The sequence below is a fragment of the Arthrobacter sulfonylureivorans genome (genome assembly GCF_022637435.1).
Lineage (GTDB): Bacteria > Actinomycetota > Actinomycetes > Actinomycetales > Micrococcaceae > Crystallibacter > Crystallibacter sulfonylureivorans.
On record NZ_CP093326.1, the window covers coordinates 2,978,201 to 2,994,904 of the forward strand.

A 16,704-nucleotide genomic window follows, 5' to 3' on the forward strand; every position below is an offset into this window, starting at 1 on the left:
CATGCTGGAACGGCCCACCGGCCGCCGCACGCCCGGAGCATCCGGTCGCGGCGGCGGCCGGCCCCCCTCCCCCGGCTTCGCGCCGTGGCTGATGAGCACCGCCGTCGCCGTTGCAGTCCTGCTCACCGCCGCCAACCTGCACGGTGTCCTCGAGGGCTGGAGCTGGCTGTTCCAGGTCGCCGTGACCGTGTGCTCCATCGAGGCTGCCACCGGCTTGGCCCGCCGGTTGGACTGGCCCCCGCTGACCGGGGCGCTGCTGGGCCTCGCCGCCTTGGTGATGTCGGTGAACGCAATGTTCCTGGCGCCGACCAGTTTCCTGGGCATCATCCCCGGACCCGGCACCTTCGCGGCCCTGGATCCCATGTTGGAGGACGCCCGGGACACCGTGATCTCGCAGGTGGCTCCGGTGCTGGTCAACAACGGCATTGCGCTGGCGGCCTGCGTGGGAGTCGGGCTGATCGCCCTCCTGGTGGACACCCTCGCCGTTCCGCTGCAGATGCCTGCGATCAGCGGCCTGGGCCTGTTCGGTTTGGCCTCTGTTCCGGCCATGATCAAACCGAACAGCATCGGCGCGGCAGGCTTCCTGGCGGCCGCCGCCGGTTATCTGCTGTTGCTGGGATGCGCCCACTGGTTGGCCTCCGACGGCGGAGGCAGGGGCCGCTTGGCGTCGGCCGAGCAGCTCCGCCGCGCGTCGGGCATCGCGGCAGCCGGACTGGCGGCCGCGCTGGTGCTCCCACAGGCCATCCCGGGCTTCTCGTCCGGATTGTTCCCGGAGGGTTCGCGGCTCAATTGGGGTTCGCCGACCGGACTGAATCCGGTGGTCAGCCTGGGCGACAACCTCCGGCGGCCCGGTGCCTTTGGGCGGATGACCTATGCCACCGATGCGGAGGAGCCGCTTTACCTGCGCTCAGTCACCCTGGAGAACCTGACCGGTGCGCGCTGGAGCCCCAGCGCGTTCGGGGGCAACAAACGCACGGGAATCGACGAACTGGACGTGCCCGGCGTGCAGAACTTGCTGGCAGCCGGCGAGGTGACCACCACGCGGATCAGCACGGCATCCTTCACCAGCCCGTGGCTGCTGGCACCGTACGCCCCGGCGCAGGTCTCCGGCGCCCGCGGCCAGTGGAGCTGGGATCCGAGCACGCTTAACATCCGCGGAGAATCCGGCACTACCACCGCCAACCAGGACTATGAGGTGCGCAGCGTCAAACCGCAGCTGACCCGGGACGTGCTGCGGGCCGCCGAGCCGACCAACAATGCGGTGGTTGATCCGGTCTTCTCCGAGCTTCCGGACAACATGCCCGCCATCGTCACCGATACGGCCGCAACGGTGATTAACGGACTGGACAGCCCGTACGAGCAGGCGATGGCCATCCAGACGTATCTGCGGGCGCCCGGCTTCGTGTACTCCGAACAGGCGCCCGTTGAGGGCGGCTACGACCAGAGCGGCTTCGAAGTAGTGGCGGCCTTCTTGGAGGAGAAGTCCGGCTACTGCATCCACTACGCCGCAACCATGGCCATCATGGCCCGGATCGCGGGCATTCCCAGCCGGATGGCGGTGGGCTACGCGCCGGGGCGTCCCACCGGGAGCGTTTTCGATGATGGCCCGGGCGGGGACCTGAAGGAGTTCGAGGTCGACTCCCGGGACGCCCATGCCTGGCCCGAACTCTTCTTCAGCGGCGTGGGCTGGGTCGCCTTCGAGCCGACCCCGTCACGCGGCGTGCTGCCGGCCTACGCGCAGGCCCAAACCACCCCCGGATCCCCCACGCAGCCGGAGGACGTCCTGAGGCCCACCGGCCAGCCCCGGCCGGCCACCGGCGCGGCGGCAGAGTCAGCGGAATCGGGCTCGCCGGCTCCGGCGGAGGACGCCGTGCTTTCACGCCAGCTGTGGTCGACGGCGGCCGCGGCCGTCGTGCTGTGCCTCTTGCTGACGCCGCTGGTGCTGCGCGGCCGTCGGACGAATCGGCGCCGGACGGCGCTGGCGGCCGGCGGAACCGGGCGCAGGGCCGCCGTCGCCGCGTGGGTTGAAGCAGTGGATACCGCAGAGGACCTCGGCTGGGCGGCCGCAGCAACGGAGACCCCGCGGGCTTTCCAGCAGCGCCTTGACGACGCCGGGGTGGTCGCCGGCCGCTCTGCCGCCGCTTTGTCCCGGCTGCGGGCCGGCTACGAGCGGGCGGCGTATGCGGCTCCGGAGACGCCGGCACCGGACGGCGACAACGCCGCCCGGTGGACGGACGTGGAAACGGTCAAGGACAGGCTCCAGGAGCGGGCCGGCTGGCGGCGGCGCCTGGCGGGGCTGTTCTGGCCGGCCTCGCTGTTCAGCCGCCGGCCGTCCGGAGCGGACGGCCGGCGGGACGATCCGAGCTACTTGGCGTAGGGATCCGCGATGCCGATGTACTGGACGGTGGTGTACTCGTCCAGTCCTTCTGCGCCACCTTCGCGGCCCATGCCGGACTGCTTCACTCCGCCGAACGGAGCGGCGGCATTGGAGATCACGCCGGCGTTATAGCCCACCAGGCCGAATTCGATCTGCTCGGAGACGCGGAACATGCGGTTCACATCGCGCGAGTAGATGTAGGAGGCCAGGCCGTACTCGCTGGCGTTGGCCAGGGCGATGGCCTGCTCCTCGGTTTCGAACGTGGTCACCGGTGCGACCGGGCCGAAAATCTCGCTGCGCAGGATGTCGGCGTCGTTCGGAACATTGGCCAGCACGGTCGGCTGGTAGAAGTAACCGTCTCCATCCACGGGTGCGCCGCCGGTGCTGACGGACGCGCCGGCCTCCACTGCTGCGGTGACCAGGGCGTGCACATCGTCACGCGCGCCGCCGTCGATCAGCGGGCCCACCGTGGTGTCTGCCTCGGTGCCGCGTCCGGTCTTGAGCGCCTTCATGGCGTCGGCAAACTTGGTGGTGAATTCCTCCGCCACTGAAGCCTGGACCAGGAAGCGGTTGGCCGCAGTGCAGGCCTCGCCCATATTGCGCATCTTGGCAGCCATGGCTCCCTCGACGGCCTTATCCAGGTCTGCATCCTCGAACACGATGAACGGGGCATTTCCGCCAAGCTCCATCGAGGTGCGCAGCACGTTGTTCGCCGCGTCCTTGAGCAGCTGCTTGCCGACCGGGGTGGAACCAGTGAAGGAAACCTTGCGGAGGCGGGAGTCCTTCATCAGCGGCCCGGAGATCCCGGATGCGCTCTTGGACGAGACCACGTTCAGCACGCCGGCCGGAAGGCCTGCTTCCATCATGGTCTGGGCGAAGAGCTGGCTGGTCAGCGGGGTGAGCTTGGCCGGCTTCAGTACCATCGTGCAGCCGGCGGCGATGGCGGGTCCGACCTTGCGCGTGGCCATGGCCAGCGGGAAGTTCCACGGCGTGATCAGCAGGCACGGGCCGACCGGCTTGCGCTGGACCAGGATCTTGTTCTTGCCCTCGGGAGTGGTCAGGTAGCGGCCGTAGTCGCGGACGGCTTCTTCGGAGAACCAGCGGAGGAATTCGGCGCCGTAAACTACTTCGCCGCGGGATTCGGCCAGCGGCTTGCCCATTTCCATGGTCATCAGCAGGGCGAAGTCCTCGGCCCGCTCGGTCACCAGTTCGAAGCCCCGGCGCAGGATTTCGGCGCGTTCACGCGGAGCGGTGCGGGCCCAGGATGCCTGCACCTTGTCGGCGGCGTCGAGCGCGGCGAGCGCGTCCTCGCTGGTGGCGGACGCCAAGGTGGCCAGCACCTTGCCGGTGGCAGGATCCGCCACTTCGAAGGTGCCGCCGTCGGAGGCGTCGCGCCATTCGCCGTTGATCAGCAGGCCGGTGGGTACTTTGGCGAGCAGTTCTGCTTCGCGGGCTGCGGTTTCAGCCATGGCGGTGCCTCCAAGTGTTCAGGATTGAGTCCGTGGGCGCAGTGCCCGGTTTCCTTCACAGTAGGTTTCCGCTTCACGGGTGTAAATGCGAAGGTGCACTACGTTCCACGGTCCCTACTGTGCAGATCGACAATATCAACGGCTGCCCCGCACCACCTGCATCGAACGGGTGCAAAGGCGTTATGTGACGACGGCGGTATCGCTGCCGCGGGCGCTCAGCTGACGGTATCGGAGCGGGCAGCCAGCACCGCCGAGTACAGTTCCCGCTTGCTGATCCGCGCATCGGCTGCCACCGCGGCCACCGCTTCTTTGAGCCGGGCGCCTTGGGCAACCAAGGCGTTGACGTCTTGCACGTGGTCTTCGGGCCGTTCAGGAGCCGCCTCCGGAGCACCGGCCACCACCACCGCGATCTCGCCGCGCACATCCCCTGCTTCGGCCCACTCCAGCAGTTCGCGGACCGGGCCCCGCAGCACTTCTTCATGCAGCTTGGTCAGTTCCCGGCACACGGCTGCCCGTCGGTCCGGACCGAACCCGGCATCGAGGGCGCGCAGCATTGCCGCCAGCCGGTGCGGTGCCTCGAAGAACACCATGGTCCGCCGCTCGGCTGCCAGCTCCGCCAGCCGCGCCGCGCGCTCCCCCTGTTTGCGGGGCAGGAATCCTTCGAAGGTGAAGCGGTCGGTGGGAAGCCCGGACAACGCCAGCGCCGTGAGCACGGCCGAGGGACCGGGCACGGCGGTCACCAGCACTCCCGCTGCCACGGCAGCCTCGACCAAGCGGAAGCCAGGATCGGAGACCGCCGGCATGCCGGCGTCGGTCACCATCACCAGGGTGCTGCCGGCCAGGACCAGGTCCAGCAGGTCGGCGGTGCGGCTTGCCTCATTGTGTTCGTGGTAGCTGATGATTTTGCCGCTGGTGGTGATGCCCAGTAGCTGCAGCAGCTTGTGCAGCCTGCGGGTGTCTTCGGCTGCGACCACGTCGGCAGTCTGGAGCAATTCGACCAGCCGCGGCGAGGCGTCACGAACATTGCCGATCGGCGTCCCCGCCAACACAATCTGCCCTGGCTGCCCCGATGCCGGACCGCCAGCCTCCCGCTCATTCACATGCTCAACCCTACCCGCAGCCCAGCGGCCGGCAATCCAGAAGGGCGCGCACGGTGGATCGGTCGGTTCGACCGTGCCGCCCGCTCCGTTCGGCCTCTTGCGCCGGCGCCTCATCAGCTGTTTCATAACCTGTTTCGCCGGCACCTTATATAGAGTCGGTATGTGCCCCACCGCAGCGAGGGCCGCTCCGGGGCGGCCTGCAAGCCACAAGGCGGCGCGGCACACCCATCGACCTACTGGCCGGTAACATGAGGGCCGTGACCCACACCACGCCCGCTCCTGCCGCGGAAGCCCTCCGCGGACGTTGGCTGGAATCGCCGGGTCTGGCCTTCAGCGAGGCAGCGCTGCGGCGCCGCCTGCTGGGTGTCCCGGTGCAGTTCGGCATCTGGGCCTGGCTGCTCCCCCTGCTCATCGCCGTCCTTGGCGGAGTGCTCCGCTTCTACCGCTTGGGCGAACCGGGTTCACTGGTGTTCGACGAAACCTATTACGTCAAGGACGCCTACTCCTACCTGCAGTCCGGCTATGAACGTGATTGGCCAGACACCGCCAACGACTCCTTCAACGCCGGCCATCCGGACGTGCTGCTGGATACCCCCGAGTATGTGGTGCACCCGCCCGTCGGCAAGTGGATGATCGCTGCCGGGATGTGGCTCTTTGGGTCCGACAACGCCTTCGGCTGGAGGTTCGGCGCCGCACTGACCGGCACCCTGTCGATCCTGATCATCGCCCTGATCGCACAGGCACTGTTTAAGTCGACGGCGCTGGGCGGCATCGCCGGTTTGTTGACCGCCATCGACGGCCATCATCTGGTCCACTCCCGGACATCGCTCTTGGACATCTTCCTGATGTTCTGGGTTGTCGCTGCGTTCGGCTGCCTGCTGCTGGACCGCAGCGACGGACGACGCCGGCTGGCCGCGAAAATCGCTCGGCTCACCGGCTCGTCCGGGGTGCCCCACCCATCGCGGCTGCTGTACGGCCCGTGGGTACTCTGGCGGCCGTGGCGGCTGGCCGCCGGCGTCTGCCTGGGCCTCGCGGTGGGAACCAAGTGGTCCGCGCTGGCATTCGTCGCGGCGTTCGGTCTCATGTGCGTGCTCTGGGATCTCAGCGCGCGCCGGGCCGCGGGCATCACGGAGTGGGTCTCGGCCGGCGTGCTCCGCGACGGTGTCCCCGCGTTCTTCACCATGATTCCTGTTGCCGCGTTGACGTATTTGGCATCGTGGACCGGCTGGCTGCGCTCCGACAATGCCTACGACCGGAACTGGGCGGCGTCGAACCCCTCCGACAGCTGGGGCTGGTTGCCGGACTGGCTGCGCTCCCTGGCCGAGTACCACCGCAGCGCCTACGCCTTCCACAATGGGTTGCATTCGGAGCACCCGTACGAATCCAACGCCTGGACCTGGCTGTTCATGGGCCGCCCCACGTCGTTCTACTACCATTCCGAAGAAGCCGGCCAGGGCGCTTGCCATGCGGTCAACAGCTGTTCGGAAGCAGTCACGGCCGTCGGTAATCCGCTGATCTGGTGGGCCGCGGCGGCGTCGTTGCTGGTGCTGCTCTTCTGCTGGGCCGGCCGGCGGGACTGGCGAGCGGGCGCCCTACTGGCGGGAGTCGCAGCCGGCTACCTGCCCTGGTTCCTCTACCCGGAGCGGACCACGTTCTTCTTCTACGCCATCTCCTTCCAGCCGTTCCTGGTGCTGGCGCTGACCTACACACTCGGGCTGGCGCTGGGCCGGCCGACTGACCCGCCGTGGCGTCGACGCCAGGGCGTGCTGGTGGTCGGGCTGTTTGTGGCGGCAGCACTCTTGGTCTCGGCGTTCTTCCTGCCGGTCTGGACCGCAGAGCTGATCGACTACAACCAGTGGCGCTGGCGGATGTGGATGCCGAGCTGGATTTGACGCAGGCAAGACAGCACGAATTATCGGGGCAGCAGAAAGTGGGCACGAAGTGCGCGAAGCGGTAACAGAACTCCTGGCAGCCATGCCGGCCGGGTCGAACATCACGGACATCCTGGTGGCCCAGCACCAGCGCGATCCGCAACAGGCGCTGTACGCCGTCAAGCGCAACGGCGCGTGGTCCGATGTCTCGGCAGCCGAGCTGCTGGGCGAGGTCACGGCGCTTGCCAAGGGCCTCATGGCTTCGGGCGTCGACGCCGGAGACACCATCGCGGTGATGTCCAAGACCCGTTTCGAGTGGACGGTGGTGGATCTGGCGGGCTGGTTCGCCGGCGCCGTCGTAGTCCCCATCTATGAGACGTCCTCCCCGCTTCAGGTGCAGTGGATACTGCAGGACTCCGCGGCCACCATGGTGTTCGTGGAGGATGCGGCCAAGGCGGTCGTGGTGCGCCAGGCCATGTCCGGGCTGCCGGCCGAGCTTCCTGTCTACCAGCTGGATGGGACCGCCGACGGACTGGCCCGGCTGAAGGCGGCCGGATCCGCAGTCACCGACGAAGAACTCGAACTGCGCCGCACTTCCCGCGGCATGCAGGACGCGGCCTCCTTGGTCTACACCTCGGGCACCACCGGACGGCCGCGGGGCTGCATCATCAGCCACGGCAACTTCGCGGAACTGGCGGTCAACGTGGTGGAGTTCCTGCCGGACATTTTGAAGCGTCCGGATGCCAAGTCGCTGATGTTCCTGCCGCTGGCCCACGTTCTGGCCCGGGCGGTGCAGGTGATCTGTCTGGCCGGCGGAGTGAAGATGGGCCACACCTCCAGCATGGCCGAGCTGATCGAGGACCTGGCCAGCTACCAGCCCACCTTCTTGCTGGTGGTTCCGCGCGTCTTCGAGAAGGTCTACGCCACCGCCCGCCAGAAGGCTCACGAGGGCGGCAAAGGCAGGATCTTCGATGCGGCAGCGCAGGCGGCGGTCGCCTACTCGCAGGCACGCGATGCGCAGGCCCGCGGCACCGGCTCCGGGCCCGGCCTGGCGTTGAAGGCCAGGCGTGCCCTGTTCAACAAGCTGGTGTACGGCAAGCTCCGGGCGGCCTTCGGCGGGCAAGTGGAGTACACCGTCTCAGGTGCATCGGCGCTGAATCCAATGCTGGCGCATTTCTTCACCGGCATCGGTGTGCCGGTGCTGGAAGGCTACGGGCTGACCGAGTCCACCGCTCCTGCGGCGGTCAACCTGCCGGGGGCCAACCGGATCGGCACCGTTGGCCTGCCGCTGCCTGGCACCAGCATCAGGATCGCGGACGACGGTGAAGTCCTGATCAAGGGGGTCGGAATCACCCCCGGATACCACAACAACGAGGCTGCCAATGCCGAATTCTTCCGGGACGGTTACTTCTGCACCGGCGACGTCGGCACATTGGACGACGACGGCTACCTCACCATCACCGGGCGGAAGAAGGATCTGCTGGTGACGGCAGGCGGCAAGAATGTGGCACCCGGCCCGCTGGAGGACGCGTTGCGCGAGCACCGGCTGGTCTCCCAGGCGGTGGTGGTCGGCGAAGGCCGCCCCTTCATCGGCGCGCTGGTCTCGCTGGATGAAGAGGGACTCGCCGGCTGGCTCGCCGCGGCCGGCCGCAGCCCGATGGACCTTGCCGCCGCGGCGGAAGATCCGGCGGTGCGGGCCGAGCTGCAGCAAGCCGTGGACCATGCAAATCGGCTGGTCTCGCGGGCAGAGCAGATTCGGAAGTTCCACGTGCTGCGGCAGGACCTGACGGAAGCTTCCGGACACCTGACGCCGTCGCTGAAGCTCAAGCGCATGACCGTGCTGGAGGACTTCGCCGGGCAGATCGACGGACTCTACAGCTAGCCGACGGGTGCCGGGCGGCCGCAGCGTTACGCTGTCTGGTCCTTCTCCCGGGCGAGCAGCAGTTCGTGCCTGCGGCGCTGTTCTTCCGCGGCGGCCGCGCTGCGGTTCCGCCGTCCGCGCGTCGGCCAGGTCAGTGCCAGCACCAGCGAGGAAACCATCAGTACCAGCAGGGCAATGACAATTCCGGAGTCCATCCAGAACTGCGCCGGGAATAGCCGGATCAACGTATCGTCCACGTAGAAGGTCCAGGTGCCGTCGGCAAAAAAGATCCGGTGGAAGTCAGTGAAGAATTGTTGCCAGTTGAGCGCGCCCAGGACGCCCAGCACGAGGACCAGGATCAGCGTCGCCGCCGAACCGGCGAACAAGCCGCGCCGGACACCGCCGTGGTAGCGGCGGGCCAGGTAGACCACACAAACCACGGCCAGGATCAGCATGGCCGCTCCGGCAATCATGGTCGCGAGGAATACGCCCTTCACGTCGGCCATGTGGCTGACTTCAGAGTCCAGGAAAAGGCTGCCGCCATTCGGGCCGGTGAGGTCGCCCAGATATCGCGGGCCAGCGAAATTGAGCAGGTAGTCCACCGCATAGGAACCGTATGTCATCCGGTCATCTGTGCTGAAGCCGAAGCTGTCCGCCGGGAAACCGGGGCGGTGGTATTCGACCCACAGAAACAGCGGCGTGGCCACCAGCCGGATGGCCCCGATGATCAGCAGCAGCGGGAACAGCGCGGCCAGCACCACTTGCAGGATGCGACCGGCCAACGGCTTGGCATTTACTGCCTCCTCGCGCGCTGTGGTGCGGCGCACCACCTCCGAGCGGGGCGGACGGACCGAGAGCGCGCTGGTCGCCGGGTTCGCGTCGCCGCCGTCGGCGGGCGTGGCCGACCCGGCGGGCGGCGCCGGTGGTGCGGCTGGCACCGGTTTCCGGACGGGCTGCTCCGCGCGGTCCGTGCCGGCGGAGCTGCTGCCGGCAGGGCCGAGGCTGGCGGTGCCTAAGCCGGCCGGGGCTGTGCGCGCACCGGTGCCGTCCCTCGCGATCCCTTCGCCAGACGCCGCACCGGTATGGGCAGCGGCCGGCTGGGGCCGGTCGGGGCTGGGCGCAGCAGCCAAAGGTGTTGGTTCGGTTCCGGCACCATCCGGGGCACCGCCGTCGGCCGCCGTCCCGCCGCCCTGCCGCACGGCGCTCAGATCCGGCAGCCGGCTGGGACGCCGCATGGGAAGGGGGTTGGCTCCGTCCCGAAAGCGGCCGTTGGCGGCAGGTACCGGGGGTGCGGGAGCCCGCTCTGGCTCAACGCCGGTGGCCTCTCCGGGCACTGTCCGGGCTCTGCGTCCGTCTCCGCCGGGGTTTGTCTGTTCGACTGCCACGTCCGTCGCCTCTTTCTGTACCGCTGGCCTCTCTGGTTATGAGACTACCGCTGGCCGGCGACGCTTCGCGGTTGCCACCCCGGGCGCGGCCGCCCGGCTTCTAGACGGTAACGGCGGTCTCCCCGGCGTCGAACCGGCCCAAGTCGCCGCGCTCCCCCGCCAGGTAGGCCCGCCGGCCCAGCACCAGTGTGTAGGCCCAGTACGCCGCCAGCACCAGGGCACCGATGCCCAGCCGCAGCCAGTCCGGCAATGGGCTGGGCGTCACGAAGCCCTCCACCAGGCCGGAGATGAAGAGCACCAGGACCAGCCCCAGGGCCACGGTGATCAGCGACCGGCCTTCCCGGGCCAGCGATGCCGTGCGGGTCAGCCGTCCGGGCGAGACCCAGGACCAGAAGATCCGCAGGCCGGCCGCGCTGGCGATGAAGATCGCGGTTATTTCCATCAGCCCGTGCGGCAGGATGTAGAGGAAGAAAACGTCCAGCTGGTCGTAGGCCGCCATCATTCCGCCGGCCATGCCGACGCCTTGGGCGTTCATGAACAGGATGTACGGCACCCACAGCCCGGTGACGCCGAAGGCCACTGCCTGCGCGGCGATCCAGGCGTTGTTCGTCCAGACCATGCCGGCGAACGAGGCATTGGGGTTTTCCGAGTAGTAGTTGACGAAGTCTTCCTCCACGTACTTCCGGATTTCCTCGTCCGAACCTATCGCCTTGATGACGTCGGGGTTCCCCGCAACCCAGGCGCCGAACAGCCACGCGACCAGGATGAACACGGCACCGATGATGACGGTCAGCCACCGCAGCCGGTAGAACGCGGCGGGCAAAGACAGCACAAAGAATTCGGCAACGTCGCGGGCGAAATTGGAGCGGGCGCCGGTGAAGCGGGTGCGGGCGCGGGACAGCCGGGTGGAGAGGGCCGCCGACAGCTGGCCTTCGGCCGCCACCGAGCGGATCATCGACAGGTGGGTCGAGGTGCGCCGGTAGAGCACCAGCAGTTCATCCGCCTCGGCGCCGGTGAGCCTGCGCTTGGCGCTCAGTTCGTCCAGCCGCTTCCAATCGTGCTGGTGCACAGCGGTGAAGGCATCGATATCCACACCCATAGCCTATCCGGAGCGGGACCTGGGCAAGGGTCCGGACGGCGGCCGACCGGCGCCCGGATCGATAGAGTGGAACCAGGCGGCACGGGCCGCCCTGGAAAGGGGTCCGATGAGCAACGTCATCACCGGCGAGGCTGTAGTCCTGGAGCTGCGGCCGGCGTCATTCGGGGTCCGCGCGCTCAGCTCGATGATCGATGTGCTGACCAACGTGGCCCTGTTGATTGCCACCTTCGTGCTGCTGGCAGAAACCCTGGATGTCGGCTTCGACGCCGCCGCCGCCAGGGCGCTGGCCATCACGGTGGTGTTGTTTTTCCTGGTGATTGTGCCCGTTGCCGTCGAAACGCTGACCCGCGGCAAGTCGCTCGGCCGCTGGATCATGGGGCTGCGCATTGTTCGTGACGACGGCGGTGCCATCCGGTTCCGGCATGCGTTCATCCGTGGGCTGCTGGCGGTCTTCGAACTGTACTTGCTGCTGGGTTCGGTGGCCTTCATGGCGGCCCTGTTCAATGACCGGTCCAAGCGGCTGGGCGATCTCCTGGCCGGCACCTACAGCATGCGGGAGCGCGTCGGGGTCATGCCGAAGGTCCTGCCGGACATACCCCCGCAGCTGGCGCCGTGGGTGAAGCTGGCGGATATGGGCCGGCTGCCGGAACCGCTGGCGCGCAGGACTGTGCAGTTCCTGTCCCAAGCGCCCAAGATGATCCCGGCCTCGCGGGCCAAGCTGGCCACGGCCCTGGCCAATGAGGCCTCCGGCTATGTCTCTCCCCCGCCGCCCGCGGGAACTCCACCGGAAATGTACTTGCTGGCGGTGATGGCCGAGCGGCGCGAACGCGACTTTTCCCGGCTGTCCCGGCAGCACGACCGCGCCGTCCAGCGCGGCGCCCGGCTGCATTCCCTGCCGTTCCAGGACTAGCGCTCCAAGACCAGGAACGCCGGACCGGTAGCTGAAGTACGGCGGCTTGGCCGCCCGGGTAGCGCCCGGCACCAGTCATGGATGAGCTGTGCGCGAACGCTCGGCGCCACATTGGAGCCGGCCAAGGGAGCCTGCCACCGCAACTGAGCCTATTAGGTGCCACTTCTGCCGTAGCCGCGGACTTACGGCGCGGTTTCCTGAGGCACTGTGGCGTATAACGCACGCGAGATCCGCATCGATCCTGCTCGCAGAGTCCCGCGCGGAGTGTTTTGTTCCACCCGCCGAATCCTGCGCGCAGAGAGTCCCTCCGGAAGTTCCGCCTAGCCCTTGTCTTGCGAGGTCCAGGTCTTCCAGTCCACGTTCCAGTCGCCGTAACCGTCCGTCGGGTCCAGGAAACCGCCATCGGTGTTGCGGATATCCACAATGTCGCCGGTGCGCATCGTCTCGTAGAAGTACCGTGCACCGGCCTCGGACATGCCCACGCAGCCGTGCGAAATGTTGCGCACGCCCAGCGCCGAGGGGTCCAGCGCGGTGTGGACGAATTCGCCGCTGTTGCTGAGCCTGCTGGCGTACTTGGCGTTGAACGGCTCGTACCAGTCGGGATCGCCGGGCTTGAGCCCGATGCTGCGCGGGTTGAACGGCAGCGACTTGTGCATGTCCATGATCGGGTGGATTCCCTTGCTGGACGGCCAGTTGGCGTCGCCCAGAGTGACCGGGAAGGTCTGCGCCAGCTGGCCGCCCACGTAGATCTTCATGGTCTTGGTCTTGTTGTCGACGATGGCCCGGCGGTCATCAAGAATGTTGACGGTGATCTTCTCGTCGTTCATTCCGATCATCTTGTTGCCGAACTCCACGCCGAAGAGTTTCATGTCCACGGTGACCGTGCTGTTAGGCGCCCAGTACTTGGCCGCCCGGAAGCGGGCCTTGGTGTCCGAGTACCAGTAGAACTCGCCCTTTTGTCCGGCGGAGGTGGTGATCTTGATGGCCTCCTCCACCTTCTTTTTGTTCAGCACGGGCTCGCTGAAGTTGAACTCCAGCGGCTGCGCGATGCCCACGTGCTGGCCGTCCAGCGGGTACATCCAACCGTCGGCCTGGTTGGGCGCCAGCACCGTGGTGAAGCTCTGCTGCTTGGCGGTTTCGGCTCCGGCGCTGTCCACCAGCGTGTAGCTGAAGTCGTACTTGGTCAAGAAGTCCAGCCGTTGAGTGGCTTTCCAGACGCTGCCGTCCGCGGACAGTTCGCCGGCAACAGGTTCGCCGCCCTCCGCCGGGGCCAGCACCACATCTTTGATGGAGGCGTTCTTGGCGGTGATGGTGGGGACGGTGGCCGGGTTGACCTCCACGGCCTTATCCTTCGGGTTGACACCGACCGACATCGCCTTGGCGATCGGCTCCGAGAAGCCCGGGCGCTCGGCGGGTGCGACGGCCAGCATGCGTCCGAGTTGCGCGGCAAAGGTAGGCGACGCCACGGTGGCTGCGGTGACGGCTGCCGCGGCAGCCACCAGCACGCCGATGATGCACAGCAGCGCAATCTTCAGGCCCTTGCGCTTCTTTTTTTCCTCAGTCATCCCAACCCAAACTCGAGACCTCACGGCATGTTGCGCGCCGCCCGGGCACAGCATGGCCCTGCTTCCATGGTAGGTCGCCCGGCGGCTTGCGCCGGGCCATGGCGCGGCGCGGCCGTCCAACAATCCGGTAACCATCCCGGGGACGTGTTGTTTATTTCGGGATCAGTAGCGGTAGTGGTCCGGCTTGTACGGTCCGGCCACGTCCACGCCCAGATACTCGGCCTGTTCCTTGGTCAGTTCGGAGAGTTCGACGCCGAGCGCGTCCAGGTGCAGCCGGGCGACCTTCTCGTCCAGCACCTTCGGCAGCACGTAGACCTGCTTGGCGTACTCGGGCTCGCCGGTGGCCGAACCCGCGGCCGGCTTGCCGTGCTTCGTGAACAGTTCAATCTGCGCAATGGTCTGGTTCGCGAAGGAGTTGCTCATCACAAACGACGGGTGGCCGGTGGCGTTGCCCAGGTTCAGCAGCCGGCCCTCGGACAGCACGATGATGGAGCGTTCGGCGTCGGAGCCGGCTTCGAAGACCCATTCGTGGACCTGCGGCTTGATCTCCACCTTCTGCACGCCCGCGACCTTGGCCAGTCCGGCCATATCGATTTCGTTGTCGAAGTGGCCGATGTTGCCGACGATGGCCTTGTCCCGCATCCTCACCATGTCGGACGCCATGATGACGTCCTTGTTGCCGGTGGTGGTGATGAAGATGTGGCCCTCGCCCACCACCTTGTCCAAGGTGGTGACCTGGTAGCCGTCCATCGCTGCCTGCAGGGCACAGATCGGGTCAATCTCGGTGACCACAACGCGGGCGCCCTGGCCGCGCAGCGCCTCGGCTGCACCTTTACCGACGTCGCCGTAGCCGCACACAACGGCCGTCTTGCCGCCCATCAGCACGTCCGTGGCGCGGTTGATCCCGTCCGGCAGCGAGTGGCGGATGCCGTACTTGTTGTCGAACTTGGACTTGGTGACCGCGTCGTTGACGTTGATCGCCGGGAACAGCAGCTGGCCCTGCTCGGCCAGCTGGTAGAGTCGGTGCACACCGGTGGTGGTTTCTTCGGTGACGCCGCGGATGCCGCCGGCCACCCGGGTGAACTTCTGCGGGTCCTTTGCCAGCGAAGCGCGCAGCACATCCAGGATGATGGTGAACTCGTGCGGGTCGTCGGCGGACGCCGACGGCACCGCGCCTGCGGCCTCGAATTCCACGCCCTTGTGCAGCAGCAGGGTGGCATCGCCGCCGTCGTCCAAGATCATGTTGGGCCCCAGCGCGGGGTTTTCAGCAGCACCGGGCCAGGTCAGGATCTGCTCGGCCGTCCACCAGTATTCTTCGAGCGTTTCGCCTTTCCATGCGAAGACCGGCACACCCTGCGGGTCTTCCGGCGTGCCCTTGCCCACGACGATGGCGGCGGCGGCCTCGTCCTGGGTGGAGAAGATGTTGCAGGATGCCCAGCGGACCTCGGCGCCCAGTGCGGTCAGGGTTTCGATCAAGACTGCAGTCTGCACGGTCATGTGCAGCGAACCGGCGATCCTGGCGCCGGCCAGTGGCTGGCTTTCGCCAAACTCTTCGCGCAGCGCCATCAGGCCCGGCATTTCGTGCTCCGCCAGGCGGATCTGGTGCCGGCCGGCGGCAGCCAGCGAGAGGTCCTTGACCTTGTAATCGATCGTCACAGTCATGCTCCTAAGCGTTGTCAGCGGGGCCGTCGGGGGTGGAGTTGGAGGCATCGGTGCCGGGGGCGGCCTGCGGCAACAGCACCGGGATGCCGTCTTCGATCGGGTAGCGCAGCCGTCCACCCGCCGCGGTGCGGCCGGTGGATACCAGCTCGTCACCCTCCTGGACCAGGGATGAACCGGTCGCCGGGCAGCGCAAGACCGCCAGCAGCTCGGATGTCAGATGTGCCATGCGAATGTTGTCCTTCGGTCTGTATGCGGCTTCGGCTGCGCCGGCGTCCGGTGGACGGCGGGGCCGGGCCTCGCGGCGGACAGCGTGTTGCCCGAAAGGCGGGTTGCCCGCTTCCCAGCGTATCGGTCTACGGTTGTCCGCGCAGAATGCGAAGATGCCCGCGTCGGGTGCCTGCGGCACCGGCCGGCGGCTCCAGCGGCTCACGCTGCCCGCGCGGTTGGGGCAACTCATCGGGGATCTCCGGAGTGCGGGCGGCTTCGCGGACTGCGTCGGCCAAGGCCAGCAGATCGTCAGTATTGGGGGCCGGCGCTTGCGTGGGCAGCGCCAGCCGCATGACTTCCCAGCCGCGCGGGACGGTCAGCCGCTCAGCGTGGTCGGCGCACAGGTCGTAGCAGTGCGGCTCAGCGTAGGTTGCCAGCGGGCCAAGCACGGCGGTGGAATCTGCATACACGTACGTCAAAGTAGCGATGGCCGACCGCTGACAGGCCGAGCGTGAACATTGACGAATGGATCCCACGAGAAAGAATCCTACTCCGGGCCGCTCTTCTTCCGGGCCACCGGCGCGGGCAGGTGCGGAAAGATTAGGTCACAATCAGGCCTCACGCGGCGCCGCTGCTCCCGGCGCTCCCGGCGCACCGCTGCTGGCCAGTGCCGAATTCGCGCTGCCGGGCTTAAAGTCGGTATATGGAGAACGGACCATCACTGACTGTGTCGCTGGGTGGCGACGGCGGTGGCTGGCGCCGTCCGTTTAGCGCCCGACGCCGGAACCGCCGCGGCCGCGGGCTGCGCGGCGATCTGCTGCCCGCCCACCTGCCGGGCCATCTGACCCGGCCGGAGCAATTCGAGCAGTGGGTTTCCGAGTCTGCCGAGCGGCTGGAGTACTTCTGGGGCGAGCGGATTGAAGCGGCCCAATTCGTGGTCGAGGACATCCCGCCGCATCTCGAGGAACTCTTGGCCCGCGGGCAAGCGGCGCCGCTGGGCAGCTTCACGCCGGCCGCTCCGGGCCGTCCGGCGGTGGTGACCGTTTTCCGGCATCCGGTGCAGATGGCAGCCCGGCTGCGGGCGGAACTGCCGGAGATCATTCACGATGTGGTGGTGGAGCAGACGGCGCAGCTGCTGAACATGGCGCCCGAAGCCGTCGACCCCGGCTACGGCCGGACCCGCCCCTGAACTAGAGGC

At 67.6% G+C, this 16,704-nt stretch carries 13 protein-coding genes; 5 read left to right on the plus strand and 8 right to left on the minus strand.

Annotated elements, in window-relative coordinates; all coding sequences use genetic code 11:
• Window position 1: 1 nt before the first annotated feature.
• Window positions 2-2,377 carry a transglutaminase TgpA family protein gene (locus MNQ99_RS13690; RefSeq protein ID WP_241915375.1) on the plus strand — a complete coding sequence of 792 codons (2,376 nt, stop codon included), beginning with the start codon at window positions 2-4 and terminating at the stop codon, window positions 2,375-2,377.
• On the opposite strand, the gene MNQ99_RS13695 is transcribed toward MNQ99_RS13690, so the two are convergent.
• Window positions 2,365-3,846, minus strand: coding sequence for an NAD-dependent succinate-semialdehyde dehydrogenase (locus MNQ99_RS13695; RefSeq protein ID WP_241913306.1), 1,482 nt, complete (start codon window positions 3,844-3,846; stop codon window positions 2,365-2,367). The genes MNQ99_RS13690 and MNQ99_RS13695 overlap by 13 nt on opposite strands.
• Window positions 3,847-4,061: 215 nt before the next feature.
• Window positions 4,062-4,946 carry a 16S rRNA (cytidine(1402)-2'-O)-methyltransferase gene (gene rsmI / locus MNQ99_RS13700; RefSeq protein WP_241913307.1) on the minus strand — a complete coding sequence of 295 codons (885 nt, stop codon included), beginning with the start codon at window positions 4,944-4,946 and terminating at the stop codon, window positions 4,062-4,064.
• 248 nt (window positions 4,947-5,194) lie between these two features.
• Between rsmI and MNQ99_RS13705 the strand changes: the two genes are divergently transcribed.
• Entirely contained in the window at window positions 5,195-6,838 is a 1,644-nt protein-coding gene (locus tag MNQ99_RS13705; RefSeq protein ID WP_241913308.1) for a dolichyl-phosphate-mannose--protein mannosyltransferase, read from the plus strand.
• Window positions 6,839-6,887: 49 nt separating this feature from the next.
• Complete coding sequence (locus MNQ99_RS13710) at window positions 6,888-8,699, plus strand: AMP-dependent synthetase/ligase (protein ID WP_241913309.1); 1,812 nt, start codon at window positions 6,888-6,890, stop codon at window positions 8,697-8,699.
• 26 nt (window positions 8,700-8,725) lie between these two features.
• Here the strand turns inward: MNQ99_RS13710 and MNQ99_RS13715 are convergent, their stop codons facing one another.
• On the minus strand, window positions 8,726-9,913 hold the full coding sequence (locus MNQ99_RS13715; RefSeq protein WP_127511933.1) for a TIGR01906 family membrane protein: 1,188 nt from the start codon (window positions 9,911-9,913) through the stop codon (window positions 8,726-8,728).
• 250 nt (window positions 9,914-10,163) lie between these two features.
• Entirely contained in the window at window positions 10,164-11,156 is a 993-nt protein-coding gene (locus MNQ99_RS13720) for a stage II sporulation protein M (RefSeq protein WP_241913310.1), read from the minus strand.
• Between the two features lie 112 nt (window positions 11,157-11,268).
• On the opposite strand from MNQ99_RS13720, the gene MNQ99_RS13725 reads away from it, so the two are divergent.
• Complete coding sequence (locus tag MNQ99_RS13725; RefSeq protein ID WP_127511934.1) at window positions 11,269-12,072, plus strand: RDD family protein; 804 nt, start codon at window positions 11,269-11,271, stop codon at window positions 12,070-12,072.
• A gap of 320 nt (window positions 12,073-12,392) precedes the next feature.
• On the opposite strand, the gene MNQ99_RS13730 is transcribed toward MNQ99_RS13725, so the two are convergent.
• The 4 genes from MNQ99_RS13730 to MNQ99_RS13745 form a co-directional block, all read right to left on the minus strand.
• Window positions 12,393-13,637, minus strand: a complete 1,245-nt coding sequence (locus MNQ99_RS13730; RefSeq protein ID WP_164745380.1) for a L,D-transpeptidase — start codon at window positions 13,635-13,637, stop codon at window positions 12,393-12,395.
• A 162-nt stretch (window positions 13,638-13,799) separates the two neighbouring features.
• On the minus strand, window positions 13,800-15,293 hold the full coding sequence (gene ahcY, locus MNQ99_RS13735) for an adenosylhomocysteinase (RefSeq protein WP_241913311.1): 1,494 nt from the start codon (window positions 15,291-15,293) through the stop codon (window positions 13,800-13,802).
• A gap of 10 nt (window positions 15,294-15,303) precedes the next feature.
• The gene (locus tag MNQ99_RS13740; RefSeq protein WP_241913312.1) at window positions 15,304-15,525 is read right to left on the minus strand and encodes a Trm112 family protein; all 222 of its coding nucleotides are present in this window, start codon (window positions 15,523-15,525) and stop codon (window positions 15,304-15,306) included.
• Between the two features lie 127 nt (window positions 15,526-15,652).
• A complete protein-coding gene (locus MNQ99_RS13745) occupies window positions 15,653-16,042 on the minus strand; it encodes a DUF3499 domain-containing protein (RefSeq protein WP_127511938.1) in 390 nt (129 codons plus the stop codon).
• A 167-nt stretch (window positions 16,043-16,209) separates the two neighbouring features.
• Between MNQ99_RS13745 and MNQ99_RS13750 the strand changes: the two genes are divergently transcribed.
• The gene (locus MNQ99_RS13750) at window positions 16,210-16,695 is read left to right on the plus strand and encodes a metallopeptidase family protein (protein ID WP_127511939.1); all 486 of its coding nucleotides are present in this window, start codon (window positions 16,210-16,212) and stop codon (window positions 16,693-16,695) included.
• Window positions 16,696-16,704 lie beyond the last annotated feature (9 nt).

Bases quoted from the DNA above. Each gene is read 5' to 3' on its own strand.
- MNQ99_RS13730 (WP_164745380.1), bottom strand. From the start codon at position 13,637: ATGACTGAGGAAAAAAAGAAGCGCAAGGGCCTGAAGATTGCGCTGCTG.
- MNQ99_RS13740 (WP_241913312.1), bottom strand. From the start codon at position 15,525: ATGGCACATCTGACATCCGAGCTGCTGGCGGTCTTGCGCTGCCCGGCG.
- MNQ99_RS13690 (WP_241915375.1), top strand. From the start codon at position 2: ATGCTGGAACGGCCCACCGGCCGCCGCACGCCCGGAGCATCCGGTCGC.
- MNQ99_RS13750 (WP_127511939.1), top strand. From the start codon at position 16,210: ATGGAGAACGGACCATCACTGACTGTGTCGCTGGGTGGCGACGGCGGT.
- MNQ99_RS13725 (WP_127511934.1), top strand. From the start codon at position 11,269: ATGAGCAACGTCATCACCGGCGAGGCTGTAGTCCTGGAGCTGCGGCCG.
- MNQ99_RS13705 (WP_241913308.1), top strand. From the start codon at position 5,195: ATGAGGGCCGTGACCCACACCACGCCCGCTCCTGCCGCGGAAGCCCTC.
- MNQ99_RS13695 (WP_241913306.1), bottom strand. From the start codon at position 3,846: ATGGCTGAAACCGCAGCCCGCGAAGCAGAACTGCTCGCCAAAGTACCC.
- MNQ99_RS13715 (WP_127511933.1), bottom strand. From the start codon at position 9,913: ATGCGGCGTCCCAGCCGGCTGCCGGATCTGAGCGCCGTGCGGCAGGGC.